This window comes from Bradyrhizobium sp. S69 (assembly GCF_009766005.1).
GTDB lineage: Bacteria > Pseudomonadota > Alphaproteobacteria > Rhizobiales > Xanthobacteraceae > Bradyrhizobium.
Genome location: NZ_LMUK01000025.1, coordinates 88,059 through 113,688, shown reverse-complemented (window position 1 = coordinate 113,688; position 25,630 = coordinate 88,059). Strand labels below are relative to the sequence as shown.

Here is a 25,630-nt window from a genome sequence, read left to right as displayed (position 1 = left end):
CGGCGGCCCCCACCCGATTGGCTCAATGACAAGGATTGATCTTGAAGCCCTTGCGATAGTCGGCGATCGCGACCTCGCGTTCGATCGGCGAGAGCGCCCGGAAACCGCGCAGCGGGCTGCCAAGCTGATGCCCACGGACGTGATCGAGCGTCCACATGTCCTTCTCGTCGAAGCGCAGATGCGGCTGGGCGATCAGGGTCTTGCCGTCGGGTCGAACGAACCCGAGATCCTTGATCGCGTCTGCGACATCCCAACCGTGATAGCAGTCTTCCCATTCGCGGCGACCGCTGAAGCGGCCCATCGCCGGCGTGGCGCGGCCTTCGTACTCGGCGGCAAACGCCACCTTGTGGGTCCAGCGGCACCCTTCCGAGCAATAGGTGTAAAGCTTGCCGTCCACTTCGTCGCAGACGAAGTCTTCGCGGATCAGGCAGGGAACCATGCAGCTCCAGCAACGATGGGGATACGAATAGCCCACATCGCTATTGAACAGGATGTTGGTTTCGCCAGGGACGCTGAGCTTCGCATGCCACTTCCAGAAGTCGCCGAACTCGGCGTACCAGCCTGGATATTTATGCTCGAACCACTCGAAGTCCTTCTCGGTCTGGGCCTCGATCCGCCAGAAGTTCACCGACCAGCCGACCGTGAAGAATTGCGCGGTCTTGTGCACATAGTTCTTCTTCACGATACGATCCCAGGCCGCGGCCACGTCGTCGTGGTGGATCTTGATGCCGTATTTCTCGAGCGGCAGCATGTAGGTGCGATAGTAATCCTCGTAAATCCAGCGATGCCAAAGCTCGGCATAGGATTCCTTGTTCTTGTCGCGATTGGTCGTGCCGTATTCGATGAAGGTCCCGATCGCGGCATCGACGATGGCGTGATTTTGCCAGAAGGCGTATTTCAGGTCTCGCTCGAGCAACTGATGGTTCGACGGGTCGTTGATCATGGCCATCAGCATCGAATGGCCGTTGCCGATATGGCGGGATTCGTCGGACTGCACCGACAGGAACACTGTCGGCAGAGCATAATCACCGTTGCGCGCCGCTTCCGACGGCATCGCGACGAACAGCGTATTGGTGAACGCTGTTTCGGCAACGACCGTCAGATAGACGTTCGCGGCAGTTACGGCATCCCCGGTCAGGAAGCCTTCGGCGAACTGGCGACCGATGGTGGTGGCGTAGCACTTGCCGAACGCGGCCTCGGTAATATCGAACCCTGCGGGATCGATGTAGTTTTCCATGTACCATTTCTTCAGGTTCATCTGGATCGTCGAGTGGCGGAACTCATCGACCATCTGCATGGTGAACCCGGTACGCAATTCTTCGCCCGGCGCCAGCCGGCCGACCATCGCCATCGATCGCGCCGCCGAGATCTCCGGGAACGGGATGATGGCCAGGAAAAGCTTCATCCATTCGACCCAACGCGGCTCGACGTTGCGGAACATGTCGCCGCGCAACGCCGCATCGAGCGCGCCGTACACGCGGTTGTCTTTTTCTTCCTGCATCGGGAAATACGACCGCAGCACCTGCTTCATCGGGTCGCGCGGCGTCTTCGATATCTTGTAGTCGGTCGGGAACGTCATCGCTTCCTGCACGTAACTCGGCGTCCAGCCGAGATCGGCAACGCGGTTGGCCGCTTCGGCAATGCTTATGCCTTTCTGGGCAGTAATCTTGTTCAGCGTCAGACTTGCAGACATTTCTCTCTCCTTTGAACGTTGCTTTGGCTTCTATGTTTCGCTTCAGTTACCGAACCAAAAGGCAGCCCAATGGCAGGCCTTCTGATCGCTTTCTTCAAACTCGCGCCTGCGTAATGAACTTTGTCTCCCGAAAATTGACTTTGATTCCGAAATTCGAATTGTCTTTCAGGCCGGCTTGACGGCGTTGCTATTGTCATCACCGCCGCCGGCACGACTGCCGAATGGCTTTCCCTCCGCGATGAACTTCGCGGAAAGCAGCATCGTCCCCATCGCGAAATCCTTGCCGTGCCTGGCAATCATGGCTTCCGCGATTTCAGCTACCCGAACAAAGAACGCATCCTTCGATTTATCTTCCTCGCTCAATTCGGCTCGCTTAGGCGACGAGCGCGACGGCGCGGTTGTTCCGGCAGATTTGATCCCGACCTTGGTCATCATGCATGTCCCGAGCGTTGGTGTTCATTGGCGGATGGCCCGCTTTCAAATTCCAGCAGCGCCGCGTTGAGCCACTCGCGCTCGCTGACGAGACGCTGGTGGTCTTCCTGGAGCGCCTGCAAACGCGCCGTCGCCCGCTCCAATTCGGCCTGCGCCGCGGCGCCGGCACCGGTTTGCGCGACATCGCGCCGGGCACATTCGAGTTCGATTTCGGCGCCGCCGCGGGCACTTTCGTTTTTCAGCTGCATCTCGTTGTTCCGAATCATTCCTTCGATCAACTTGTGGCGCGCCAGCATTCGTTCCCGCGCTCGCCCGAGTTCGGCGGCTTCCTCGTCGGTGATTTGCGGGCCGTGCTTGCTGGCATTCACGGGCATTACTTTCGTTCGACGTGCTGGCCGCCGATGCATATTGATCGGCAGCATGGCTAGGGGATCAGGACCGCGCGGCCATGGATTTCGCCATGATGCAGGTCGTGCAGCGCATCGTTGGCCTGGTTGAGCCGGTATTCCCTGGTGTAGAGATTGACGAGGCCGCGATCGGCGAGCGCCATCAGTTCGACCAGTTCGGCATAGGTGCCGACCAGGTTTCCAACGATGGTCTTTTCGGTGGTAATCATATCGAGGGTCGGCAACTCGATCTTGCCGCCGTAACCGACGATGTAGTAGGTGCCGCCGTTCGCGGTCATCGACAGCCCTTTGGCGATGGCATCGCCCTCGCCGACGAAATCGATGACCGCTTCGGCGCCGCGTCCGCCTGTCAGCGCCAGCACTGCCTCGACTTCGTTGTTGTCGGCTTTTACCAGATGATGAGCGCCGCACTTCTTGGCGAGATCGAGCGATTTCTGGGCGCGATCAACCACGATGATCTCGGCCGCGCACAGTGCCGCCAGTACCTGGATTCCGATGTGTCCCAACCCGCCTGCGCCGATCACGACAACATATTCGCCCGGCAGCAAATGGCGGGACGCTTTTTTCGCGGCGCGATAGGCGGTCAGGCCGGCATCGGTGTAGGGAGCGACATCTTTCGGCGCGAGCGACTTCGGCAACTTGATGAGGGAACGCTGTCCGGTCAGCAGATATTGCGCGTAGCCGCCGTTGGCATTGATGCCGGGGAACGAACTGTCGAGAGCGTGCATGTCGTTGCCGCGCCGACACGCAAGGCAGTGACCGCTCGTCACCAGCGGATGGCAGATGACGCTGTCGCCGACCTTGACGCCTTCGACGCCAGGCCCGATCGCTTCGACCCAGCCCGCATTCTCGTGGCCCATGATGTAGGGAAGTTTGACGTCGACCTTGCTGCGCCAAATGCCTTCGACGATATGTAGATCCGTACGACAAACACCCGCGCCGCCGATGCGGACGATCACATCCATTGGTCGGGAAATCTTCGGATCTGTCACATCCTCGTATTTGACAAATTCCTTTGCCGTCAGCTTTTCGTCAAAAGCGTGGAGCACTGCGGCTTTCATTGATCTACGTCTCCCCCTGAAAATTTTTATTTGGCGCGCGTGGCGTCGCCGCCATCTTGCTAACTATGTGAGCAAGGGCTGTGCCAAGCCGATAACCGACTGATATTTTTGGTGTTCTCTGTCTTTCGGCGATTTCGCTTCGATCCGCATCGGAGCAGACTTGACGAAAATATTGTTCCGAGACGGAACACTTCGGCGACGACCGTCAGCGACGAGGAAAATTTGGATTTCCGGGCGCTTGTTCTATGCTCAGCTAAATCGCAGAGCGCGCAAAGAAGGCCCGAACGGGGCTCAGGAAGAAATTGCCGAACGGTAGTTCACGGAGGAACGATCATGCTGCCCGCCACCCGGCGTGTCGAGACTGCGTGGAAGACGCTTGAGCAGCGCGGCGCGCCGCCGGCCGAACTTCTGTCGGCCGACATCTACGATAGCTGGATGCGCTGCATTTCCTTCGGCCTCGACACGCTGCGCCCTCCTTCGCCGGAATTCGTCAGCCCCGCGTTGCTCCGACAGGAGCAACAGCGCTGTTCGCTGGTGCGTGGCCTCGCGCTCGCCGAGATGCACACGCTGCATCAGCAGATCGCCGGTTCGAACTTCATGATCGCCTTCGCCAATGCCGATGGCCTGCTGCTCGACATCATATCCGACCCCAGCTTCAGCGATGCGTCGCACGCAGCGAGCATTCGGCCTGGCACGATCTGGAAGGAGAGCATCTGCGGTACCAACGGCCTTGGGACCGCGGCGCATCTCAAGCGGGCAATCGTCGTGCACGGGCGGGACCACTTCTTCTCACGGTACAACAATCTCACCTGCGTCGCGGCGCCGATCTTTGGGCCCGACGGCGAACTGACCGGAATCCTCGATGCTTCGTCGGATTGCATGTCCAGGCAGGCTCATACCCAGGCCCTGGTCGGGATGGCCGCGACACAGATCGAGAATGGTCTGTTCCGGGAACACCACCGCGGAAATATCCTGATCGCGTTTCATAATCGCGGCGAATACCTGCACACGCTGAGTGCGGGTTTGCTGGCCGTCGACAATGAAGGAATGATCCTGGCCGCCAACAGGGCCGCGAGCGTCTTGTTGCACGGCCTGCCGGCCTCGCCGGGCCGTCGCTTCTCCGACGTCTTTCGTACGAAGTTCAGCACGTTTGTCGATGAAGGCCGGCGCAAGGAACGCCAGCGCCTCGAGGATGACGTCGGCAGCCAGTTCGTCTCGACGATCGAGAACACGCGCCAGTTCCCGATGATTCAGGGAGCTTCCAGACCTCGGCCGCCGTCGCCGAAGGAGGTCACGCCGCAATTCGTATCCGTCGATCCCAAGATGGCTGGATTGGTTCGACGGGTGGAGACCGCCGCGGCGCGCAAGATGCCGATCCTGATCCGCGGCGAGACCGGCACCGGCAAGGAGCAGCTCGCCCGCCATGCCCACGCCGCAAGCGGAAGGAACGGCGCCTTCGTTCCGGTCAATTGCGCCGCGCTACCCGACAGCCTGATCGAAGCGGAGCTGTTCGGCTACGCCGAGGGCGCTTTCACCGGCGCCAAGAAGGGCGGCGCGGAGGGGCTATTCAAGGAAGCCGACGGGGGCACACTGTTCCTCGATGAGATCGGCGACATGCCGGTCACGCTGCAAGCGGTGCTGCTGCGCTTCCTGGACGATTGGACTGTCCGCCCCGTCGGCGGGATCAAGCGTCAGGTTGACGTTCTCCTGGTGTCGGCGACCAACGCCGATCTCGACGAGTCGATTGCAAAGGGCCGATTCCGCTCGGATTTGCTGTTTCGTCTCAACACGCTCGAGGTGACATTGTCGCCCTTACGCGAGCGGTCGGATTTCGCCGAGATAGCACGCCATCTGATCGAGAAGATTGACCCGTCGGTGGACCTGACGGAGAGCGCGATCGATCGGCTGGCAGAACTCGATTGGGACGGCAATATTCGCGAACTGCGAAACGTCCTTTCGAGGCTGACGCTGGCCGAGCGCGGAAACTTGATCGATGAGGCGCTGGTCGATTCCGTCGTCGGACCTTCGTCCGACGACCGGCCGTTCGGAACGGTTTCAGGCAACAACAGGCTGAAGCCCGGTCTGCACGAAATTCAACGCGCCCACGTTCTGACCGCCTACGCGGAATCCGGCAACAACATCAGCAAGGCCGCGCGCCGGCTCGGCGTCTCGCGCAATACGATCTATCGCGCCCTTCGTGATACGCAGGGCTGACATCTGGGAGGATCGCTGTGTTTGAACCGGAAAACGGCCTTGAAGCCCTGATGCAGGCGGCAGGAAAGGATCCGGGCGTCGCTCCGGCGTTCTATCGAGCGTTGCTTGAAGCTGAAATCTACATTCTGACTCCGGAAGTGCCGATCAAACCCGGCCGCCGCCGCTCGCTCAAAGCCCAGGAAGAGATCAACGTGGCGACGGTCGAATTCCAGGGCATGAGATGGCACCCCGCCTTTACGTCCAAGAAGCGCATTTCCGACTACGTCAAGGAGCCGGAAACCTGTCTTGGCGCCGCCGCGCGCAACCTGTTCGAAATATTGCCCAACTCCAATTTCTGGCTCAATCCGTTGTCCGAGTGCCAAAAGCCTCTGCCCGCGACTGAAATCGCCCTTCTGTTGAACGGCACGATTTTCGAGACGTTAAAGAAGGTGAAGTAGGCGGGGCACCGCATCGCGAGCGCACGTCACGGCGCTGACGATCGCATCGCCTGCGCAACTGCCGGCGCTCAGGTGGCCGGAGCAAACGACAATATGACTGTCTCGATCCGCAAAACCCCGGCGCGCTCGCCAGCTCCGCGAAAATACAGCCAGGGTTGTGCACTGCGAGATTGATCGCGTCGCAGCATGCAAAATGAGACTGCCTGTCAAACAGCGAGGCCGAGAAGCCGCGCGTGCAACGGCCTTCATCAGCTAGCTTTCACCGCGGCGATCCGGGGCTTCAGCTCCCGACCGCATGGAAGCAACTCGCGACGGAACGATTGGCGATAAAAAAAGGGAGGAGGAATTCAATGTTAAAAAGTTGTGCGGGACTGGTCGCGCTGAGTAGCCTGTTGCTTTCAGGCGTCGCAGTCGCTCAAGAAAAGATCAAGGTCGGCGTTACCGCTACTCTCGAAGGCACCTATACGGTGCTCGGCGAGGATGGCATACGCGGTTTCCAGACGGCGCTTAATAATTTCGGGAAGAAGATCGGCGACAAGGAACTGGAATTTGTCATTGCATCGACGGATGCGACGCCTGACTCGGCGGTTCGCGCCGTGCGCAAGCTGATCGAGCAAGACAAGGTCCAGATCCTGCTCTCGCCGCTGTCGGGCGATGAAGGCATTGCGGTCAAGAACTTTGCCAAGACGCATCCGGAACTGACATTCGTCAACGCGGCCTCCGGCGCCCAGGAAACGACGTATGTCGACCCGGCGCCCAATTTCTTCCGCTACAACATGGATGGTGCCCAGTGGCAGGTCGGCCTGGGCAAATATGCCTTTGAAACCAAGGGTTATCGAAAGATCGCAACCGTCGGCGAGGACTATTCGTTTATCTACACGCAGGTCTTCGGGCTGGTGCTGGAGTTTTGCGGAGCTGGCGGACAGGTCACCAATCGGCAATGGGTGCCGCTCGGCACCAAGGATTTTGCATCCGTCATCGCCGCTCTGCCGGACGATGTCGACGCGATCTATCTCGGCCTCGGTGGTGCGGACGCGGTCAATTTCCTCAACCAGTACCAACAGGCAGGTGGCAAGGCCCATCTGATGGGCGGCTCGATCATGGTCGACCAGACCATCCTCTCGGCCAAAGGCAACGCCAAGAACGCGATGATCGGCACGATCGCGGCGAGTGGCCAGGGCGACAGCTGGGACGATCCAGCCTGGCAAAAGTTCGTCAAGGACTATCAGGACGCGTTCCCGCCGAACAAGCGGTTCCCCAGCCCGTCCTTGCTCGCGACCAACTATTACGATTCGACCATGGCGCTGATCCTGGCGCTGCGTCAGGTCAACGGCGACCTCAGCAACAACCAGGCAAAGCTCAAGGACGCGCTCGCCAAGATCGAGATCGATGCCCCCAACGGCAAGATCAAACTTGACCAAAACCGCCAGGCCATCGGCACCAACTTCGTCACCGAGGTGGTGGACGACGGCAAGGGCGCGTTGTTCAGCAAGGTCGTGAAGGTCATTCCCAACGTCAACCAGACCCTCGGCTACGACCCGGCGGTATTCGCCAAGATCGGTCTGCCGAGCCGAACGGTTCCGGAGTGCAAAAAGTACTGACGTCTTCCGTCTTCGCAACTGCGAGGGGCGCCCTTCCGAGCGCGGCGCCCCTCGTAGGACATCGTTCACTCTTGCATTCTCGCCCCAGATGTTGAACCTTAAAAGAAAAAACCAGAACATCCCGCGGGAGGGAGGCCATGAGCAGAGCGCTCGCCGTCTTCCACGGCCGGTTCGGTCGCGCGACGGTCTATCAGCTAAATCGTCCCTTCAACATGCATACGCACCGCGAAGGGCATCTGATTTTCCATGTCGGCGGAACGCCGGCTCGCATCGACGTTTGCGACGAAAGGCGGCTGCTGAAGGAAGATTCCATCGTCGCGATCAATCCGTGGGAACCGCACAATTTCGTCCCCACCGATCTCGACAATGGCGCGATCTTCTTCGTGCTCTATGTCAATGCCGAGTGGTTCGCTCCCGATGCCGCGCGTTCTCCCGCCCTGCGGTTCGGCCGGACCTATTTCAAGCGCACGGTTTCCCTCGACAAGCAGGTGCGGCGGACCGCGGCGCTGGTCTGCGGCGCCCCCTCGCTCAGCAGTCTGGATTGCGAACTCAGGCAATTGATCGACATTTGCTACGAGGAAAGCTGGCAGCAGAGTTCCGAGCCCGTACCCGAGGCGCGCTCGGCCGCCGTCACCGACTTCCGCGTACGCAAATCCATCAAGCTGATGTCCGAAAGCCCCGGCGCCGAGATCGAACTGGATTCGATTGCCCGGGCGTCCGGCCTCTCGCGTCCGCACTTCTACAGGCTGTTTCGCACCCAGACCGGCGTCACCCCGAACCTGTATCTCAACACCCTCATCATGGAACAGGCGCTGGACGCGCTGGTCGCAACCGAATCGCCGATTGCCGACATCGGCTTCGATCTCGGCTTCTCGTCGCAGAGCGGCTTTACACGCTTCTTCGCCGCCAATGTCGGGATGGCGCCCACCGAATACCGCCGGGCCGCCAAGATCTTACGTCCCTAAAGGGATTGCGCGAAAAGATACTGGCAATCAAGCACCCGCCTTGCGGTCGCCGTACGATGCCCAAAACGCGATCCAAAATGGCCGCGACCCCCGGGAGGACGGAATGGCAACGGCGCGAACTGCCGTAGGTTTTCCAGCGTTCGGCGTACGCCTGAGCGTTGGCCGAAGCGCCGCCCTGTCAGCCGGACAGCAGGCGTGACACGGATCATCGAACGCCATCCCGCGTGGGCGCTGGTCATCTTGATCGCGATTGCGCTGCTGCTGTGGCTGGTCTTTGTCGTTTGGCCGCCCGGCCTCGAGGACGCGATCGGCAAAAAGAAGGTCTTTCTCAACGCCATCTTCAATGGGATCACGCTCGGTGGTCTTTATTTCCTGGTGGCGAGCGGCTTCACGCTGATTTTCGGCCTGATGCGCAATGTCAATCTGGCGCATGGCTCGCTCTATTTGTTCGGCGGCTATGTCGGTTACGCCATCAGTGCCTGGACCGGCTCCTGGATTCTCAGCTTCATCGTCGCGTTTCTCGCGGTGGCGCTGGTCGGCGTCGTCCTGCAACTCGTCGTCTTCCGCCGCATGGAGGGCCAGGACCTGCGCCAGACCATGGTGACGATCGGTCTCTCGATCGTGTTCGCAGACCTCATGCTCTGGGTGTTCGGTGGCGATTTCTATCAGATCCAGACCCCGGCCTGGCTGGTCGGTCCGATCGAACTGCCGCTGGTGACCGCGGTCAAATCGTCCGGCGAAGCGGTTTACCTGCTATATCCGCGGGTGAGGCTGTTGATCTTCGCCGCCTCCGTCGTGATCGGCGTCGCGATGTGGCTGGCGCTCAACCGCACGCGCGTCGGAATGATGGTGCGCGCCGGCGTGGACGATCGCGAGATCCTGGCCGCCACCGGCGTAAACATCCAGCTCGTGTTCGTTGTCGTGTTCGCGCTCGGCGCCGGGCTTGCGGGTATCGCGGGCGTGGTCGGCGGCACGTTCCAGTCGATTTCACCGGGCGAGGACATCCGCTTTCTGCTGGCGTCGCTGGTGGTCGTCATCGTCGGCGGCATGGGATCGATTCCGGGCGCCGCACTGGGAGCGCTGATCATCGGCCTCGCCGAGCAACTCGGCTCCGTCTACATCCCGACCTACGCGATCGTGGTGACGTTCCTCATCATGGTGCTGGTACTTGCGTTGCGCCCGCAAGGCCTGATGGCGAGGCGATGACATGTCGTTGATCCAGGGCGCACATCTTCAGGCCAAGCCGCCGGCAGCCGCCAAGCCGCCGGCAGCAGCGGCGCAACGCCGAGGGGCTGTTGCGTGGTCCGAATTCGACCAGCCCGCCACCTGGATCGTCGCCGCGATCCTGCTGATCATGCCGCTGATCGCCAACGGCTTCTTCCTGATCGAGATCTTCGGCACCACCCTGATCCTCGGCATCATCGCGCTCAGCCTGATGTTCCTGGCGGGCTATGGCGGCATGGTCAGCCTGATGCAACTCACCATCGCCGGCTTCGCCGGCTACATGTTCGCCGTGTTCGGCATGAGCGGTAGCGCCAATATCAGTCTCGGCTGGCCGTGGTGGCTGGCGACGCCGATGGCGCTTGTGCTGGCAACGGCCTTCGGCACGCTGGGCGGGGCGCTCGCGGTTCGCACCGAGGGCATCTACACCATCATGATCACGCTCGCCATCGCGGCGGCGTTCTTCTATTTCACCAACCAGAACTGGGCCATCTTCAACGGCCACACCGGCATCAACACCATCGTGACCCCACACTTCTGGGGTGTCGACTGGCGATCCGACATTCCGTTCTATTATGTGACGCTCGCGGTCGCAGCACTGTGCTATTTCGCCGTGCTGTATTTGTCTCGTGCGCCGTTCGGCCTCGCCTTGCAGGGCGTCCGGGATAATCCGCGCCGCATGGCGGCGCTCGGATTCAATGTCAACGCGCATCGGATCGCGGCCTATACGTTCGCGTCTTTCGTCGCAGCGCTGGGCGGGATTCTCCAGGTCTGGAACTATCGGCAGATATCTCCCGGATCGGTCGCCGTCGAGCGCGCTCTCGATATCCTGATCATCGCCGTCGTCGGCGGCATCACGCGTCCGGCCGGGCCGTTCATCGGGGCATTCATTTTCGTCATGTTGCGCACCTTCGCGCTCGACTTCCTGGTCCAGATCGGTCTCGACGGCAACCGCTTCCGGCTGCTGATCGGCCTGGGCTTTCTCGTCATCGTGTTCTGGTCGTCGGATGGCGTGATCGGCCTCTGGGAACAATGGCGCCGCCGTTCATCAAACGGTGAGACCCGCTTGGGCGGAGGCCAACGCCATGGCTAACGCAGAACAACGCTTCTCGGCGGTCGGCTCCGGCGCGGCGCTGGAGCTGCGCGGCGTGACGCGGCTGTTCGGCGCGCTCGCGGCGCTCACCGATGTCACCATCACGGTCCGACCGGGCGAACGCCGCGCCGTGCTCGGCTCCAACGGCGCCGGCAAGACCACGCTGTTCAACTGCGTCACCGGAGACTTTCCGCCTTCGTCCGGCACCATTCGTTTCTTTGGCGAGGACATCACCCACTTCCCGGCCTACGAACGGATACGCCGCGGCTTGCGTCGTACGTACCAGATTTCCGCGTTGTTCCCCGGCCTCACGGTGCGGGACAACGTCTATCTGGCCTGCCGCGGCGTTTCGCGCGGACGCTTTTCGCTGCTGCGCCCGCGTCCAAACGATGCATTAATGCATTCGGCCGAAGCGCTGATCCAAGCGGTGCATCTGACGCCGGTCCGAGAGCGGCGGGTCGCCGAACTCGCTCACGGTCAGCAACGACAGCTCGAGATCGCGCTCGCGCTCGCGGGCGCCCCGCGTTTCATCCTGTTTGACGAACCGGCCGCGGGACTTTCGCCGGCCGAGCGGCGCGAACTGATCGAGATACTGACATCCCTGCCCGCCCATATCGGATACATCATCATCGAGCACGACATGGACGTCGCCCTGCGGGTGGTCGAAAGCGTCACGATGATGCACAACGGCCGTGTCTTCAAGGAAGGCCCGCCGCAGGAAATTGAATCCGACCCCGAGGTCCAGGAACTTTATCTTGGGGGTGGGCATGGCTGAGGTCCGCCGTTCCGCGCCAGCGCTCGAAGTCCGAGGCCTCGACGTCTATTACGGGCATTCGCATGCGTTGCAGGGCGTCGACCTGACCGTGGATTCAGGCGTGTTCTCGGTGGTCGGCCGCAACGGCATGGGCAAGACCACCCTGTGCAAGACCATCATGGGATTGTTGCACGCGAGCGGCGGCTCGGTGCGCGTTCGCGGCGAGGAAATCACCCGCCTCAGCCCGGCCCGGATCGCGCGCCTCGGCGTCGGTTATGTTCCGCAGGGCCGCCGACTATGGCGCTCGCTCACCGTTGCGGAGCATCTGCGGCTGGCCGCGGGGATGCGACGCGGCCCATGGACCGTCGAGCGGATCTACGAGACCTTCCCTCGCCTTGCCGAGCGCAAGGACAATGGCGGAGGCCAGCTCTCCGGCGGCGAGCAGCAAATGCTGGCGATCTCCCGCGCACTTCTAACCAATCCGCACCTTCTGATCATGGACGAGCCGACCGAGGGCCTCGCCCCTGTCATCGTCACCCAGGTCGAAGAGATGCTGGTCCGCCTCGCCGAAGACGGCGACATGTCGGTGCTGGTGATCGAGCAAAATATCGGCGTGGCGACCGCGATCTCGAAGAACGTCGCCATCATGGTCAATGGTCGCGTCAATCGCATCATCGAATCCACGCGTCTGGCGGCGGACCGCGACCTGCAACAGCGCCTGCTGGGTGTCGGGGTCCATGCTGAAATCGAAACGGACGTCGCCGCCGCCGCCGACACCAAGGGAAGTCTCGAGCCGGTGCCCCCGCGGAACGGCGCGCCGATCCGGATCTATGTCTCCAATCCCACTCTGCCGACACGCTGGTCGCAGCCGGCACCCATTGCGCGTATCGAAACCGCGGCACGCACGGTCTCGACAGGTATCGTTCGCATCGAAGGCGCCACGCGGCAACGACGCGAAGCGGGCACGCAGCCGGCGGCGGGACCGCCGGTCGTGCTGGTTGTCGGTACGCTCGACACCAAGGGCGAGGAGTTACGCTTTATTCGCGAGATCATCGCGCGGCACGACCTGCGCACCCGCCTGGTCGACGTTTCCACCAGCGGCAAACCCTCCACCTGTGACGTCTCCGCACAGGAGATCGCGCTGAACCATGGACGCGGTGGCTCCGGGGTATTTGGCTCCGATCGCGGCGCATCGGTGACGGCGATGGCGGACGCGTTCGTCGCCTGGCTGCGCCGCCAGGGCAATGTGGCCGGTGTCATCACGGCAGGAGGATCGGGCGGCGCATCGCTGGTCGCGCCCGGTATGCGCGCCCTCCCGATCGGCGTGCCGAAGCTCATCATCTCGTCGGTCGCGTCTGGCGATGTCGGGCCTTATGTCGGGCCTGCCGACATCACCATGATGTATTCGGTCACCGATGTGCAGGGCCTCAACTCGATCTCCCGCGAGGTGCTCGCCAACGGCGCCAATGCCATGGCCGGCATGGTGAAGGCGCGTCTCGATGAGCGCGCCAGGAAGACACCCGCGACGAAGGCCGGGCTTCCCGCCGTCGGCATCACCATGTTCGGCGTGACCACGCCCGCCGTGCAGAAGGTCGCAGCCGACCTGCGCAACGAGTTCGAGTGTCTCGTCTTCCATGCCACCGGCGTCGGCGGCCGTTCGATGGAAAAGCTGGTCGATTCCGGTATGCTGGCGGCGGTCATCGACCTCACGACCACGGAAGTATGCGATCTCTTGATGGGCGGCGTGTTTCCCGCCACCGACGACCGTTTTGGCGCGGTGATCCGCAGCCGCGTTCCCTTCATCGGCTCCGTCGGCGCGCTTGATATGGTCAATTTCGGTGCGCCCGACACGATCCCCGAGCGCTATCGCCAGCGCAAGTTCCACGTTCACAATCCGCAGGTGACCTTGATGCGCACCACGGCGGAAGAGAACGAGCGCATCGGGCACTGGATCGCCGAGCGGCTCAACCGCATGGACGGACCTGTGCGCTTTTTTCTGCCGGAGGGCGGGGTCTCCGCGCTCGATGCGCCGGGTCAGCCGTTTTGGGATCCGGATGCCGACGCCGCCTTGTTCAAGGCACTGGAACGCAGCGTACGCCAAACCGGCAACCGCCAGATCATCCGGATCCGGCACAACATCAACGACCCCGAATTTGCATCCGCGATTGTAGGCGCATTCCGACCGCTGGTCGGACGCGCCGGGACGCTCCGGAAAGTGGCGAGGTGACGCATGGCGAGGTTTGAGCGTTCCGCGATCCTGAAGAAATTTCACGCGATGGTGGCGAGGGGCGAACCGATCGTCGGTGGCGGCGCCGGCACCGGCCTGTCCGCCAAATGCGAGGAAGCCGGCGGCGTCGATTTGATCGTCATCTACAATTCCGGCCGCTACCGGATGGCTGGGCGTGGTTCTCTCGCCGGCCTGATGCCATACGGCGACGCCAACGCGATCGTGGTGGAAATGGCCGGCGAAGTGCTGCCCGTCGTCACCAAGACGCCGGTACTGGCCGGCGTCAACGGCACCGATCCGTTCCGTGACATGGATAGCTTCCTCGAACAATTGAAGGCGTTGGGCTTTTCCGGCGTACAGAATTTCCCGACCGTCGGCCTGATCGACGGTGTGTTCCGCGCCAATCTCGAAGAGACCGGGATGTCCTATGCGCTCGAGATCGACATGATCGCCAAGGCGCGTGACAAGGACATGCTGACGACGCCCTACGTCTTCAGCGAGGCACAGGCAACCGCGATGGCGATTGCGGGCGCCGACATCGTGGTCTGTCATCTCGGCCTCACCACCGGCGGCGCGATCGGCGCGCACACCGCGCCGAGGCTCGAAGACTGCCCCGAACAAATCGACGCATGGGCCACCGCGGCGCTCAGCGTCAATCCGGACATCCTGGTGCTGGCCCATGGCGGCCCGATCGCGGAGCCGGCCGACGCCGATTTCATCATGAAACACACCCGCAAATGCCACGGCTTCTACGGCGCCTCATCGATGGAGCGCCTGCCGGTGGAGCGAGCGCTGACGGAACAGGTTCGTAAATTCAAGGCGATCGGCGCGCGATAAACGTCGAGACCAAGGGAGGAAGAAGATGTCGGGGATTCTGGTAGGTGAATTGATCCTCTGGCTGATCATTGCGATCATCGCGATCGTCATCGTCGTCTACATCGTGAACTGGCTCTACCATCGCTCGTCGAAGGAAGTGTCGTTCGTGCGGACCGGCCTGCTCGGCGAACGTGTCGTGATCAATGGCGGCGCTTTCGTACTGCCCTTCATTCACGACTTCACGCCCGTCAACATGAACGTTCTGCCGATGGGAATCGTGCGGGCCAAGCATGATGCCGTGATCACGCGAGACCGGATGCGGATCGACATCGAGGCCGACTTCTACGTTCGCGTTCAGGCAACGCGAGAGGCCGTCTCGATTGCGGCCTCCACGCTCGGACGGCGCACGCTCGAACCGGAGCAGCTTCATGCCCTGCTCTCCGGCAAGTTCGTCTCCGCGATACGCTCGGTGGCCGCCGAAATGACCATGGAACAGATGCATGAACAGCGCGGCGAATATGTCGCGCGGGTCAAGGCCGCCGCCGCCGAGGCGCTTGCCCAGAACGGGCTTGAACTCGAGTCCGTCGCGATCACCGACCTCGACCAGACCGACCTGGAATATTTCAATCCATCGAACCGGTTCGACGCCGAAGGTCTGACCCGGCTGATGGAAGACATCGAAGCCAAGCGCAAGCTGCGCAACGATATCGAGCAGGACTCGATGATCAAGATTCGCGCCCGCAACCTCGATGCCGAGCGCCAGGCGCTGGATATCGAACGCGAGAGCGAAACCGCCCGCCTTGACCAGGAACGCGACATCGAGATGCGGCGGGCGCTGCAGCGTACCGAAGTGGCGCGCGAGCGCGCCTTGCGCGAAACCGAGGCCGAACAGGCGCAGATTTCCGCCCGCGAGACCATCGAGAAGGCGCGCATCGCCAACGAGCAGACCATCGCTGAAGCCCGCATCGCCTCCGAACGCGAAACCCGGCACCGCGAAATCGAGCGCACCCGCGCGGTCGAGGAAAAGGAGCTGGTTGCCCGCGAGGAAATCGAAAAGGCCCGGATCGCCAATCAGCGCTCGGTCGACACCGCACGTATCGCCTCCGAGCGTGAAGTACGCCAGCGCGAGATCGAGCGCACCCGAACGGTCGAGGAAGCCGAAATCGCGGCGCGTGAAGCGGTCGAGAAGGCCCGCATCCAGCAGGATCGCTCGGTCACCGACGCACGCATCGCCAATGAGGAAGAGACCCGGCGCCGGGAGATCGAACGCACCCGCGCCATCGACGAAGCCGAAATCGCGGCACGCGAGGCCACCGAAAAGGCCCGCATCGCCCAGACCACGATCGTGAACGTCGAACGCATCGCCTCCGACGAGCGCACGCGCGCGCTGGAGATCCAGCAGGTACGCACGATCCAGGAGGCGGAGATCGAGGCGCACAAGGCCGTGGAAGGCGCCAAGATCGCACGCGAGCGGGCCCTCGCCGCCGAGCGCATCGGCGCCGAGCAAGCCACCCGCAAGCTCGAAATCGAACGCAACCAGGCGCTGGAAGTCGCCGGCATCGCCGCGCGCGAGGCGACGGAGGGCTCACGCATCGGCCAGGAAGAACGCGTTCGCGCGCTTGAAATCGCGCGCAACCGCACCATCGAAGAGGCCGACATCGCCTCGCGAGAGGCGATCGAGGCGGCACGCATCTCCCAGGAGAAGGCGATTGCCGCGGAGCGTATCCGTGCCGAACGGGAAACCAAAAGCCTCGAGATCGCCCGCTCCGAAGCGATCGAGGCCGCCGAACTCAAGCGTCGCGACGCGATCGAGCGGCGCCGCATCGATGTCGAACTGGCCCTCGAGACCGAACGCATCGCTTCGGCGAAAACCCGCGAAGTACTCAATATCGACCAGAAGAAGTCGGTCGAGCTCGCCGACGAGGAGCGCGTGATAGCGCTCGCAGCCAAGCGGTCCGAGCGCATCGACGCCGACCGCCAGGTCAAGCAGGCCGAGATCAATGCGCGCAAGGAGGTCGAGGCCACCGATATCTCGCGCGAACAGGCGCTGGAGGTCGCAAGGCTCGCACGCCGGCGCGCGATTGAGCAACTCGAGGTCGCGCGAATCCAGTCGCTGCAGGAAGCCGAGATCGCTTCCCGCGAAGAGGTCGAGCGCGCCCGCATCGCGTCCGACCGAGGCCTCGACGAGGCGCGGGTCGGCCGCGAACGCGATCTGCGCAAGCTGGAGGTCAATCGCGAAAAGGACGTCGAAACGGCGCTGATGGAGAAGGCCATCGCGCTCTATCAGAAGTCGCTGGAGGAATCGGCGGCCAAGGCGGCGGCGGAAGATGCCGGGCTGCTCGCGATCGAGGCAGCGGAACGCGCGGTGACCGCGCGCGAAAGCGAAATCGCCAAGCGGCGCAAGACCATTGACGTGTTGATCGCGGAGAAGAAGGCTGAGGAAACCCGTATTGGCGCCGAGGTCGAGCGCGTGCGCGCCGCGGTCGAGGCCGAAGCGCAAAAGCTGCTGAACGAAGCCGAGAACGTGCTGACCGACCAGGCGCGTTATTCGTTGTTCCGCCGCAAGCTGCTCGATCGCATCGAGGGCATTGTCCGCGAGAGCGTCAAGCCGATGGAGAAGATCGAGGGCATCCGTATCCTTCAGGTCGACGGCCTCAACGGCCATGGCGGCGGCGGCAATGGCGGCCGCAGCGCCACCGACGAGGTGATCGACTCGGCGCTGCGCTACCGCGTGCAGGCCCCGCTGATCGATTCCCTTCTCGCCGATATCGGCATCGAGGGCGGCAACCTCGCGAAAATGCCCGGCCTGATCCGCGAGGCCCGCGACATGCAGGGCATCAAGGAATCGGCGCGCAAGAGCAGCGGCGACGCCAGGCCGGCGGCTGCGGAAGGCACCGGCGAACCGGCGCGCCCTGAGCGCACGCCGCGCAAGAAGGATTGAGTTGGCGCCATGGCAAGGGTCTACGTCTCCACCATCGTCAATGCCCGCAACGACCGCGTCTGGGCCCGCGTGCGCGACTTCAACGGTATGCCGAACTGGCATCCCGCGATCGCGGAAAGCCGCATCGAGGGCGGCGAGCCCGCCGACAAGATCGGATGCGTGCGGGACTTTCGGCTGCGCAACGGGGATCGCATTCGCGAAAAACTGCTCGGGCTCTCCGACTACGACATGTTCTGCACCTACTCCATCCTCGAATCCCCGATGGGGGTCGAGAATTACGTCGCCACCCTGCGGCTGACGCCAGTGACCGACGGCGACCAGACGTTCCTGGAATGGACCGCGGAATTCGACTGTGCACCCGAGCGGGAAAGCGAACTCGTCAACAATATCGGCGGCGGTGTGTTTCAGGGCGGCTTCGACGCCCTCAAGCGCGCTTTCGGAGGCTAGCGTGCCGCATATCGTCAAAAGCACGGTCCTGAACGCGCCGACAGACACGGTCTGGAACCTGTTGCGCGACTTCAACGGCCACGACCGTTGGCATCCCGAAGTCGCGACCAGCGCCATCGAGCGGGCGCAGGCATCCGACAAGATCGGCTGCGTCCGCCGCTTCAAGCTGAAGGACGGCTCGGAACTGCGCGAGCAGTTGCTGGCGCTGTCCGATCTCGAGCAATCGTTCAGCTATTGCCTGCTCGATACGCCGATTCCGATGTTCAACTATGTGGCGCATGTCCGGCTGCTTCCGGTCACCGACGGTGACCGCACCTTCTGGCAATGGGAATCCAGGTTCACGACGCGCCCCGGAGATGCCGACGGCCTCACCCGAATGGTTGCGGAACAGATCTACCAGGCCGGGTTCGAGGCGATCCGACAGCATTTGAAGGCCGCCGCATGACAATGGAGCCGAGATCATGACCGTCACCGTCAAGACATTCGCGACTTCAGGCGAAGCTGCGGCAGCCTTGTCGTCCGACCGGAGCGCGCGTTATCTCGGCGGCGGCACCCTTGTGATGCGCGCGCTCAACGAAGGCGACATCTCGGTCTCGACCGTCGTGCGCGCGACCGATCAGGCGCTGGCGCGGATCGAAGTGACGAACTTGCGCGTCACGATCGGAGCGGGCGTGACGTTCGCCCGCATTCTGGCGGAACGCGACCTCGGCTTTCTCCACGCCCCCGCCCGCTCGATCGGTGGGCCGGCGGTGCGCAATATGGGAACCGTAGGGGGCAATCTGTTCGCACCCAGTCCCTTTGGTGACTTCACCGTCGCGCTGCTGGCGCTCGATGCAACCATCGCCATGCAAGGCGGCCTCGGCACCCGCGACCTGCCGATCGAGGAATTCCTGCAATCGCGTGACCGGCAGAACGGCGCGCTCGTGCTTGCGATCTCCTGTCAGAGGCCGGCCAGCGCCGACGCGTTCCGCTATCGAAAGGTCGCCCGCATCAAGCCCAAGGGCGGTTCGGTGATCACGCTGGCTGCGCATTTGCCGGTCAGCAGTGGACGCATTTCGGGGGCGCGCATTGCGCTGGGCTCGATGGCAGCGACCCAAATCCGCGCACGTGCTGCCGAGCGCGCGCTGGAGGGGCGCTCGCTCGATAGTTCGGCCATCAGCGCCGCCGCGGCTGCGATCGCGGAGGGGACCTCGCCCACCGACAGTGCCCTCGCCAGCGCCTGGTATCGCCGGGAGGTCGCCGGCGTCCATCTGCGCCGCCTGCTGTCCGGCCAGGAATAGGATTGTAATAGGGATCATCATGCCCAAGACCGCCCTGCAATTTCATCATAATGGCCGCGAGGTCGCCCTGTTCGTGGACGGCGGCGTCAACCTGTTGGTCGCGCTGCGCGAGATCATCGGCGACATGACGCCCAAATTCGGCTGCGGTCAGGGTGGTTGCGGCGCCTGCTCGGTGCTGATCGACGGCGAGCTGCATCTGTCCTGCCTGACGCTCGCCGAAACGGCGGCCGGACGCGCCGTCGAGACGCTCGATGGACTGAAGGACGGTCCCAATCTGCATCCATTGCAACGCGCCTTCATGGAGCACTTTGCAGCCCAGTGCGGCTATTGCACGCCGGGCATGCTGATGGCGGCAAAGGCGCTGCTGGATCGCAATCCGACACCGAGCCGCGACGAAGTGGTCGAGGCCATCTCCGGCAATATCTGCCGTTGCACCGGCTATGAGCCGATCATCAATGCCGTGCTCGCCGCCGCTGCCGGCGGGCGGGCACGCGCCTGAAGGAAACCGTCATGCTGGAATTACGCAAGGACATCTTCGCCGACGAGCGCGACGACAACCTCAAGGAAGTCGGCAAAGGTACGCAACGCCAGGACATGCTGGGCCATGTCACGGGAACCTCCACCTATTTCGACGACCACAAGCTGCAGGGCATGCTGCATCTCAAGGTGCTGCGCAGCGCACACGCCCACGCCCGATTGCGCCGGATCGATACGACCGAGGCGGAACGTTCGCCGGGCGTGCGCCGTATCATCCGTGGCAGCGACGTGCCGCGCAACCTCAACACGCTGCTCAGCCTGATCAATTTCGGCAAGGACGACGAGCCGACGCTGGCGGTCGACAAGGTGCGCTACAAGGGCGAGCCGATCGTCGCGGTGGTCGCCGATAGTCCGCGCGAGGCCTATGAAGCCATCGCCAAGCTGAGGGTCGACTACGAACCGCTGCCTACCGTGTTCGACGTCGAGGAAGCGCTGAAACCCGGCGCTCCCGTGGTCAACGAGACCTACCCCAAGAACACGTTTACCTATCACGACATCTACGATCACCAGAAGCTGCGCTTCGGGGACGTCGATCGCGCGCTCGCGGAAGCCGATCACGTGCTCGATCAGCGCTATCAGATGGCGCCGATCGAGCATGCGCCGACCGAAACCAACGGTTCGATCGCAGCACCCGATACCAACGGACGCTATGTCGTCTATACCTCGACGCAGGCGCTGTTCTTCTCGCTCGACACCTGCGCCAAGATCCTCGACGTGCCCTCCAACACCTTCCACTTCATCGGCGGCACCGTCGGTGGCGGATTTGGCGGCAAGGTCGACACGCTCACCGAACCCCTCTCCATCCTCGGCGCGATGTTGACCGGGCGGCCGGTGCGCTATGTGTTCGGCCGTGAGGAGGAGATGCAGTACGGTCCGCCGCGGGGCGCCGAACGCATCTATATCCAGGATGGCGTCATGCGTGACGGCCGCATCGTCGCGCGAAAGGTTCGCGCCTATTTTGACAGCGGCGCCTATACGCGGCTTTCCAGCTATGCCGTGGTCAAATGCGCCGCGCATCTGCCCGGGCCTTATGCGATCCCCAACGTCTATGGCGACATCTATTGCGTGTTCACCAACCGTACGCCGGCGACCGCGATGCGCGGTTTCGGGGTCACGGCGATGGACTTTGCGATCGAATGCCAGATGGACAAGCTTGCCCATATCGTCGGCATGGACCCTATGGAGTTTCGCATCCTCAATGCCTATCGCGACGGCGACATGAAGGCGCACCGGCGCGAGGCAAAGAACACCGCCCTGATCGAATGCGTGCAGGTCGCGGCCGAAAAGGCCAAGTGGCCATTGCGCGAGGAGTTCAAGCGAATGTCGTCGCTTGAAGGCGGCGGCGGCATCCGGGCGGCGATACCGCTGACCCCGCGCGAGCCGAGCACCCCGCGCGCGGCAGCTTCACAGCAGCGCACGAGTTACGACCGGGCGCCGGCGGCATCGAGCCACGAGCCGCCTGCTCCGCCGCCGGCGCCGCCCCCTCCCCCGAGACCACCAGCGCCGTCGCATGGCGCCACACGCTTTTCTTCCGTCTTCGGCAACAGGAGGCGCTGATCATGACTAGACATCGCGGACGCGGCATCGCTTCGATCAATTATCCCATCGGCATGAACCTCGGTGGCGACCCCAGCCAAGCGCTGGTTCACTCGAATCCCAGCGGAAAATTCACCGTATCGCTTTCCTCGATCGACCTCGGCCAGGGCATGAAGTCGGTGACGCGGCAGATCTGCGCCGAGGCGCTCGGCGTGCCGGTCGAAGATGTCTATGTCGACACCGCGGATTCCGACACCGGGCCGCACTGCATGGGCTCGTTCGCCTCGCGCGGCACGCATCGCGTCGGCAACGCGGTGATGGCTGCAGCGAAAGAGGCGCGTGGCGTCATGATGGAGGCCGCGGCCGAGGAGCTCGAAGTCAATGCCGCCGACCTCGAGACCGACGGCCGCGGCAACATTCACGTGAAGGGCGCGCCGCATCGGTCGATCTCGACCAAGGACGTCGCCATCGCCGCACAGTTCAAGCAGGGCAAGACGATCTCGGGACGCGGTATCTTTCTGGTGCCGCTTTCCGCGGTCGATCCGGAGACCGGCGAAATGTCGCCCGCCACCTGCTACGCGCATGCCTGTTTGGTCGCAGAGGTTGACGTCGACGACGAGACCGGCGAAGTCGCGATGGTGCGGATGGACAGCGCCTATGAGTTGGGGCGCGCCCTCAATCCGCGGCTGGTCGAACAACAACTGGTCGGCGGCGCCTGGATGGGGATCAGCCACGCGCTGTACGAGACGCCCGAACCCTATTATCCAGATCCGGTCCATGGGCCGCGCGACTTCGTCGAATATGTGATGCCCGGCCCCGGAGACATCTGCCCGCACGATATCGCGGTGCTGGAACGTCCGGCGGCCGACGGACCGTTCGGCGCCAAGGGGCCTGGAGAAATGTGCGCCAATCCGGTGCTGCCGGCGGTGGCCAATGCGATCTTCAACGCCGTCGGGGTGCGGATGGACGAGCTGCCGATCACGCCGGAAAGGGTATTGCGGGCGATCAAGGCTCAGGGCGGCGCGCGACCGCAGACGCGGCGCTGAGGTCGAGGCATGCCCGTCCGCAGCAGCATCGTTGGAATCGACAGTCCGGAGGCGCTGGAGAAGGCGCTGCGGGCGGCCTATTACCTGGCAGATGAAGGCGTCGCAACCGCGGCCTATCTCGGGCTTGCACTTGGCAAGCCGCTGCTTCTGGAAGGAGCACCTGGAGTAGGAAAGACCGAAGCCGCCAAGGCGATCGCGGCCGTGCTCGGTCGCCGCTTGATCCGCCTGCAATGCTATGAAGGCATCGACGCCGCGGCCGCGCTCTACGAGTGGAATTATCCGCGCCAGATGCTGGCGATCCGGCAGGCAGGCGAAGAGAGCATCGATATCTATGGCGAGGCCTATTTGATCGAACGGCCCATGCTCGCAACATTGCGCGCACCGGATTCCACCGTCTTGCTGATCGATGAAATCGATCGCGCCGACCAAGAGTTCGAGGCGTTTCTGCTCGAATTCCTGTCCGACTTCCAGATCTCCATCCCCGAGCGCGGCACGATACGCGCGGCGGAACGCCCCGTCGTCGTGCTGACGTCGAACCGCACCCGCGACCTGCACGAAGCGCTGCGCCGCCGCTGCGTCTATCACTGGATCGATTATCCCACCGCTGAGCGTGAGGCACGCATCGTGATGATGCGGGCGTCGAGCGTCGCCGAGTCGACCGCGCATGCTGTCATCGCCGCCGTCGGCAAGCTGCGACGGGAACCGTTGAGCAAGGCGCCGGGCATCGCCGAAGCGGTGGACTGGGCGGAAGCCGCCACGCTGCTGCACAAGATCGGCGCCCGCTGGCCGGATGCGTTCAAGCGATCAATCGGGGTCGCCCTCAAGGACGAGGAAGATCTCACCTTCATCTCCGGTCGGCTGGATGCGCTGCTTGCGGAGGCCGTCGCGTGAACGACGAATTGCAATTGCCGCGCGCAGCCCGTGTTTTCGTTTCCTTTGCCGCGCTGTTGCGCGCCAACGATTTCGCCATAGCACCCGAACAAACTATCGCGTTTCTGGCGGCGATCGAACTATTGGGACCGCGAAGCCTGGACGAAATCCGCCGCGCGGGGCTGGCGACCCTTGCCCCGCCGCCCGAGCGGCGCGCGACCTACAACCGGCTGTTCGACATCCATTTCGTCGGCAGCGAAGAGATCGACCAGCCAGGAGGCGAGGACGACGAGGTCGTTCGGCTGCAGGAGGAAGGACACGGCGAGGACGAAGCCCTGTTGGCCGACGAGGCCAACGAGTCGGGTCTTGCCGCCGCGCGCGCCGAAGCGCTGGTCGAACGCCGGTTCGCGCAGGACACAACCAACGACGCATTGCGTCGCCTCTCCCGCGAGGCGCCCGCGCGCCTGCCGCGACGGCGAGGCCATCGACGCATGCGGGCCCGGCGCGGCCCGTGGGCCGATCTTCGCCGTACCCTGCGCGACAGCGTGCGCAATGACGGCGAAGTGCTGCGATTAGGGCGCCTGAAGCGACGGGCGCGGCCACGCAAGGTCCTGCTCCTGATCGACGTTTCCGGTTCGATGAAAGGGCGCACCGAAGATAATATGAAGCTCGCGCATGCCCTGTTGCAGGCGGCTCCCAATGTCGAGGTGTTCACGTTCGGAACACGGCTGACCCGCGTGACGCGCGCGCTGCGCCTGAAGCGTCGCGAGCAGGCGCTGTTCGCGGCCGCGCATCTGGTCAGCGATTGGGACGGCGGCACCCGCATCGGCGACGCGCTGCAGGCTTTCCTGGCGGTGCCGCGGTTCGGCAGCTACGCGCGCGGCGCCGCCGTGATCGTGGTCTCCGATGGGCTGGAGCGCGGCGACCCCTCCGCCTTGCGCGACGCCGTCGCGAAATTGTCGCGCCGGGCCTGGCGCCTGAGCTGGCTGACACCCCTGGCCACAGGCGCCGGCTTCAAACCGCAAACCGAGGCTCTGATTGCGATCCGGCGCTTCGTCGATGATCTGGTCGATGGTGGATCGAGCATTGCGATCATCTCGCATCTTTTGACGCTCGGGAACAGGGCGGCGGCATGACGGCTATTGTCGACGGGCATCATCATATCTGGCGCCGGGACGACCTGCCCTGGCTGAGCGGGCCGATGCAGCCTCGCATCTTCGGCCCTTATGAGCCGATCCGACGCGACTATCCGATCGGCGAATATCTCGACGATCTCGCAGGTTCAGACGTGGTCCGCTCGGTCTATGTGCAGACCAACTGGGCCAACAGCCGCTTCGAGGACGAAACCGCCTGGGTGCAGCAGACCGCGAACGAGAGCGGTTGGCCGCACGCTATCGTCGCCTATGCCGACTTTAGCATCGACGACGTACGCCCGCAGCTCGATCGTCTGGCGCGTTACCCGCTGGTGCACGGCGCGCGTATGCAACTGCACTGGCATGAAAACCAACTGTATCGTTTTGCAGCGCGTCCAGACCTTTGCACCGATCCCGTTATCCGCCGCAACATCGGACGGCTCGCCGACTATGGCTGGAGCTTCGATCTGCAAGTGTTCGCGCCACAGATGACGGATGCCGCGGCCCTCGCCGAAGCCTGCCCGGACGTGACCTTTATCCTGCAGCACGCCGGTATGCTGGAGGACCTTTCGCCCGAGGGACGGTCCGCCTGGCGCGCCGGAATGCTGCGGCTCGCAGCCTGCCCCAATGTCGTGTCGAAACTTTCCGGGCTCGGCACTTTCATCCACCGCAACGATCCCGCGCATATTGCCGATGTCGTAACCGACACGGTTGCGATCTTCGGCGCCGGGCGCTGCCTGTTCGGATCGAACTTTCCAATCGAGAAACTCTGGACCAGCTATCGCGACCTGGTCGGCGCCTTCCGAGGTGCTGCGGAACGGCTTCGGCCCGACCAGCGCGAGGCGATTTTCAACACGACCGCGACACGGGTCTATCGGCTGGAGCTATAGACGCGCGGACTACGCAGACACGAATAACA

Annotated in this window: 23 protein-coding genes; 19 read left to right on the top strand and 4 right to left on the bottom strand. The window is 63.2% G+C overall.

All coding sequences use genetic code 11. The features are described from left to right. Window positions 1-22: 22 nt before the first annotated feature. From GSQ88_RS09895 to GSQ88_RS09880, 4 genes are all read right to left on the bottom strand, one after another. Window positions 23-1,693, bottom strand: coding sequence for an aromatic/alkene/methane monooxygenase hydroxylase/oxygenase subunit alpha (locus GSQ88_RS09895; RefSeq protein ID WP_159007548.1), 1,671 nt, complete (start codon window positions 1,691-1,693; stop codon window positions 23-25). Window positions 1,694-1,858: 165 nt separating this feature from the next. Further along, a complete protein-coding gene (locus GSQ88_RS09890) occupies window positions 1,859-2,128 on the bottom strand; it encodes a hypothetical protein (protein WP_159007547.1) in 270 nt (89 codons plus the stop codon). Further along, window positions 2,125-2,499, bottom strand: coding sequence for a hypothetical protein (locus GSQ88_RS09885; RefSeq protein WP_159007546.1), 375 nt, complete (start codon window positions 2,497-2,499; stop codon window positions 2,125-2,127). The genes GSQ88_RS09890 and GSQ88_RS09885 overlap by 4 nt, the downstream gene beginning before the upstream one ends. 50 nt (window positions 2,500-2,549) lie before the next feature. Then, entirely contained in the window at window positions 2,550-3,593 is a 1,044-nt protein-coding gene (locus GSQ88_RS09880) for an NAD(P)-dependent alcohol dehydrogenase (RefSeq protein ID WP_159007545.1), read from the bottom strand. Window positions 3,594-3,926: 333 nt separating this feature from the next. On the opposite strand from GSQ88_RS09880, the gene GSQ88_RS09875 reads away from it, so the two are divergent. The 19 genes from GSQ88_RS09875 (at window position 3,927) to GSQ88_RS09785 (ending at window position 25,601) form a co-directional block, all read left to right on the top strand. Continuing rightward, on the top strand, window positions 3,927-5,807 hold the full coding sequence (locus tag GSQ88_RS09875; RefSeq protein ID WP_159007544.1) for a sigma-54-dependent Fis family transcriptional regulator: 1,881 nt from the start codon (window positions 3,927-3,929) through the stop codon (window positions 5,805-5,807). A gap of 17 nt (window positions 5,808-5,824) precedes the next feature. Beyond that, on the top strand, window positions 5,825-6,244 hold the full coding sequence (locus GSQ88_RS09870; protein WP_159007543.1) for an SseB family protein: 420 nt from the start codon (window positions 5,825-5,827) through the stop codon (window positions 6,242-6,244). Window positions 6,245-6,594: 350 nt separating this feature from the next. Further along, entirely contained in the window at window positions 6,595-7,845 is a 1,251-nt protein-coding gene (locus tag GSQ88_RS09865; RefSeq protein WP_159007542.1) for an ABC transporter substrate-binding protein, read from the top strand. A 137-nt stretch (window positions 7,846-7,982) separates the two neighbouring features. Beyond that, window positions 7,983-8,810, top strand: a complete 828-nt coding sequence (locus tag GSQ88_RS09860; RefSeq protein ID WP_159007541.1) for an AraC family transcriptional regulator — start codon at window positions 7,983-7,985, stop codon at window positions 8,808-8,810. A gap of 195 nt (window positions 8,811-9,005) precedes the next feature. After that, the gene (locus GSQ88_RS09855) at window positions 9,006-10,016 is read left to right on the top strand and encodes a branched-chain amino acid ABC transporter permease (RefSeq protein ID WP_159007540.1); all 1,011 of its coding nucleotides are present in this window, start codon (window positions 9,006-9,008) and stop codon (window positions 10,014-10,016) included. A 1-nt stretch (window position 10,017) separates the two neighbouring features. After that, window positions 10,018-11,124, top strand: a complete 1,107-nt coding sequence (locus tag GSQ88_RS09850) for a branched-chain amino acid ABC transporter permease (RefSeq protein WP_159007539.1) — start codon at window positions 10,018-10,020, stop codon at window positions 11,122-11,124. Further along, window positions 11,117-11,899 carry an ABC transporter ATP-binding protein gene (locus GSQ88_RS09845; protein ID WP_159007538.1) on the top strand — a complete coding sequence of 261 codons (783 nt, stop codon included), beginning with the start codon at window positions 11,117-11,119 and terminating at the stop codon, window positions 11,897-11,899. Before GSQ88_RS09850 ends, GSQ88_RS09845 begins: the two co-directional genes overlap by 8 nt. Beyond that, window positions 11,892-14,105 (top strand): ABC transporter permease, encoded by a 2,214-nt coding sequence (locus GSQ88_RS09840; protein WP_159007537.1) that lies wholly within the window; start codon window positions 11,892-11,894, stop codon window positions 14,103-14,105. The genes GSQ88_RS09845 and GSQ88_RS09840 overlap by 8 nt, the downstream gene beginning before the upstream one ends. Before the next feature lie 3 nt (window positions 14,106-14,108). After that, entirely contained in the window at window positions 14,109-14,942 is an 834-nt protein-coding gene (locus tag GSQ88_RS09835) for a phosphoenolpyruvate hydrolase family protein (protein WP_159007536.1), read from the top strand. A gap of 25 nt (window positions 14,943-14,967) precedes the next feature. Then, a complete protein-coding gene (locus GSQ88_RS09830; RefSeq protein WP_159007535.1) occupies window positions 14,968-17,862 on the top strand; it encodes a flotillin family protein in 2,895 nt (964 codons plus the stop codon). 9 nt (window positions 17,863-17,871) lie between these two features. Then, complete coding sequence (locus GSQ88_RS09825; protein WP_159007534.1) at window positions 17,872-18,309, top strand: SRPBCC family protein; 438 nt, start codon at window positions 17,872-17,874, stop codon at window positions 18,307-18,309. Window position 18,310: 1 nt separating this feature from the next. Continuing rightward, the gene (locus GSQ88_RS09820; protein WP_159007533.1) at window positions 18,311-18,754 is read left to right on the top strand and encodes an SRPBCC family protein; all 444 of its coding nucleotides are present in this window, start codon (window positions 18,311-18,313) and stop codon (window positions 18,752-18,754) included. A 16-nt stretch (window positions 18,755-18,770) separates the two neighbouring features. After that, on the top strand, window positions 18,771-19,589 hold the full coding sequence (locus GSQ88_RS09815; protein WP_159007532.1) for an FAD binding domain-containing protein: 819 nt from the start codon (window positions 18,771-18,773) through the stop codon (window positions 19,587-19,589). 19 nt (window positions 19,590-19,608) lie between these two features. Continuing rightward, window positions 19,609-20,088, top strand: a complete 480-nt coding sequence (locus GSQ88_RS09810) for a (2Fe-2S)-binding protein (RefSeq protein WP_159007531.1) — start codon at window positions 19,609-19,611, stop codon at window positions 20,086-20,088. An 11-nt stretch (window positions 20,089-20,099) separates the two neighbouring features. Beyond that, window positions 20,100-21,683, top strand: coding sequence for a xanthine dehydrogenase family protein molybdopterin-binding subunit (locus GSQ88_RS09805; RefSeq protein WP_159007529.1), 1,584 nt, complete (start codon window positions 20,100-20,102; stop codon window positions 21,681-21,683). A gap of 2 nt (window positions 21,684-21,685) precedes the next feature. Beyond that, window positions 21,686-22,708: a xanthine dehydrogenase family protein molybdopterin-binding subunit gene (locus GSQ88_RS09800; protein ID WP_159007528.1), complete on the top strand. Its 1,023-nt coding sequence runs from the start codon at window positions 21,686-21,688 to the stop codon at window positions 22,706-22,708. A gap of 9 nt (window positions 22,709-22,717) precedes the next feature. Further along, complete coding sequence (locus tag GSQ88_RS09795; RefSeq protein WP_159007526.1) at window positions 22,718-23,599, top strand: AAA family ATPase; 882 nt, start codon at window positions 22,718-22,720, stop codon at window positions 23,597-23,599. Next, complete coding sequence (locus tag GSQ88_RS09790) at window positions 23,596-24,714, top strand: vWA domain-containing protein (RefSeq protein WP_159007524.1); 1,119 nt, start codon at window positions 23,596-23,598, stop codon at window positions 24,712-24,714. Before GSQ88_RS09795 ends, GSQ88_RS09790 begins: the two co-directional genes overlap by 4 nt. Beyond that, the gene (locus tag GSQ88_RS09785; protein ID WP_159007522.1) at window positions 24,711-25,601 is read left to right on the top strand and encodes an amidohydrolase family protein; all 891 of its coding nucleotides are present in this window, start codon (window positions 24,711-24,713) and stop codon (window positions 25,599-25,601) included. The genes GSQ88_RS09790 and GSQ88_RS09785 overlap by 4 nt, the downstream gene beginning before the upstream one ends. Window positions 25,602-25,630 lie beyond the last annotated feature (29 nt).

Excerpts from the sequence above, each read along its gene's own strand:
- GSQ88_RS09825 (WP_159007534.1), top strand. The coding sequence starts at position 17,872 with ATGGCAAGGGTCTACGTCTCCACCATCGTCAATGCCCGCAACGACCGC.
- GSQ88_RS09865 (WP_159007542.1), top strand. The coding sequence starts at position 6,595 with ATGTTAAAAAGTTGTGCGGGACTGGTCGCGCTGAGTAGCCTGTTGCTT.
- GSQ88_RS09895 (WP_159007548.1), bottom strand. The coding sequence starts at position 1,693 with ATGTCTGCAAGTCTGACGCTGAACAAGATTACTGCCCAGAAAGGCATA.
- GSQ88_RS09815 (WP_159007532.1), top strand. The coding sequence starts at position 18,771 with ATGACCGTCACCGTCAAGACATTCGCGACTTCAGGCGAAGCTGCGGCA.
- GSQ88_RS09795 (WP_159007526.1), top strand. The coding sequence starts at position 22,718 with ATGCCCGTCCGCAGCAGCATCGTTGGAATCGACAGTCCGGAGGCGCTG.
- GSQ88_RS09850 (WP_159007539.1), top strand. The coding sequence starts at position 10,018 with ATGTCGTTGATCCAGGGCGCACATCTTCAGGCCAAGCCGCCGGCAGCC.
- GSQ88_RS09800 (WP_159007528.1), top strand. The coding sequence starts at position 21,686 with ATGACTAGACATCGCGGACGCGGCATCGCTTCGATCAATTATCCCATC.
- GSQ88_RS09885 (WP_159007546.1), bottom strand. The coding sequence starts at position 2,499 with ATGCCCGTGAATGCCAGCAAGCACGGCCCGCAAATCACCGACGAGGAA.
- GSQ88_RS09840 (WP_159007537.1), top strand. The coding sequence starts at position 11,892 with ATGGCTGAGGTCCGCCGTTCCGCGCCAGCGCTCGAAGTCCGAGGCCTC.
- GSQ88_RS09880 (WP_159007545.1), bottom strand. The coding sequence starts at position 3,593 with ATGAAAGCCGCAGTGCTCCACGCTTTTGACGAAAAGCTGACGGCAAAG.
- GSQ88_RS09890 (WP_159007547.1), bottom strand. The coding sequence starts at position 2,128 with ATGATGACCAAGGTCGGGATCAAATCTGCCGGAACAACCGCGCCGTCG.
- GSQ88_RS09830 (WP_159007535.1), top strand. The coding sequence starts at position 14,968 with ATGTCGGGGATTCTGGTAGGTGAATTGATCCTCTGGCTGATCATTGCG.
- GSQ88_RS09860 (WP_159007541.1), top strand. The coding sequence starts at position 7,983 with ATGAGCAGAGCGCTCGCCGTCTTCCACGGCCGGTTCGGTCGCGCGACG.
- GSQ88_RS09835 (WP_159007536.1), top strand. The coding sequence starts at position 14,109 with ATGGCGAGGTTTGAGCGTTCCGCGATCCTGAAGAAATTTCACGCGATG.
- GSQ88_RS09875 (WP_159007544.1), top strand. The coding sequence starts at position 3,927 with ATGCTGCCCGCCACCCGGCGTGTCGAGACTGCGTGGAAGACGCTTGAG.
- GSQ88_RS09810 (WP_159007531.1), top strand. The coding sequence starts at position 19,609 with ATGCCCAAGACCGCCCTGCAATTTCATCATAATGGCCGCGAGGTCGCC.
- GSQ88_RS09845 (WP_159007538.1), top strand. The coding sequence starts at position 11,117 with ATGGCTAACGCAGAACAACGCTTCTCGGCGGTCGGCTCCGGCGCGGCG.
- GSQ88_RS09785 (WP_159007522.1), top strand. The coding sequence starts at position 24,711 with ATGACGGCTATTGTCGACGGGCATCATCATATCTGGCGCCGGGACGAC.
- GSQ88_RS09805 (WP_159007529.1), top strand. The coding sequence starts at position 20,100 with ATGCTGGAATTACGCAAGGACATCTTCGCCGACGAGCGCGACGACAAC.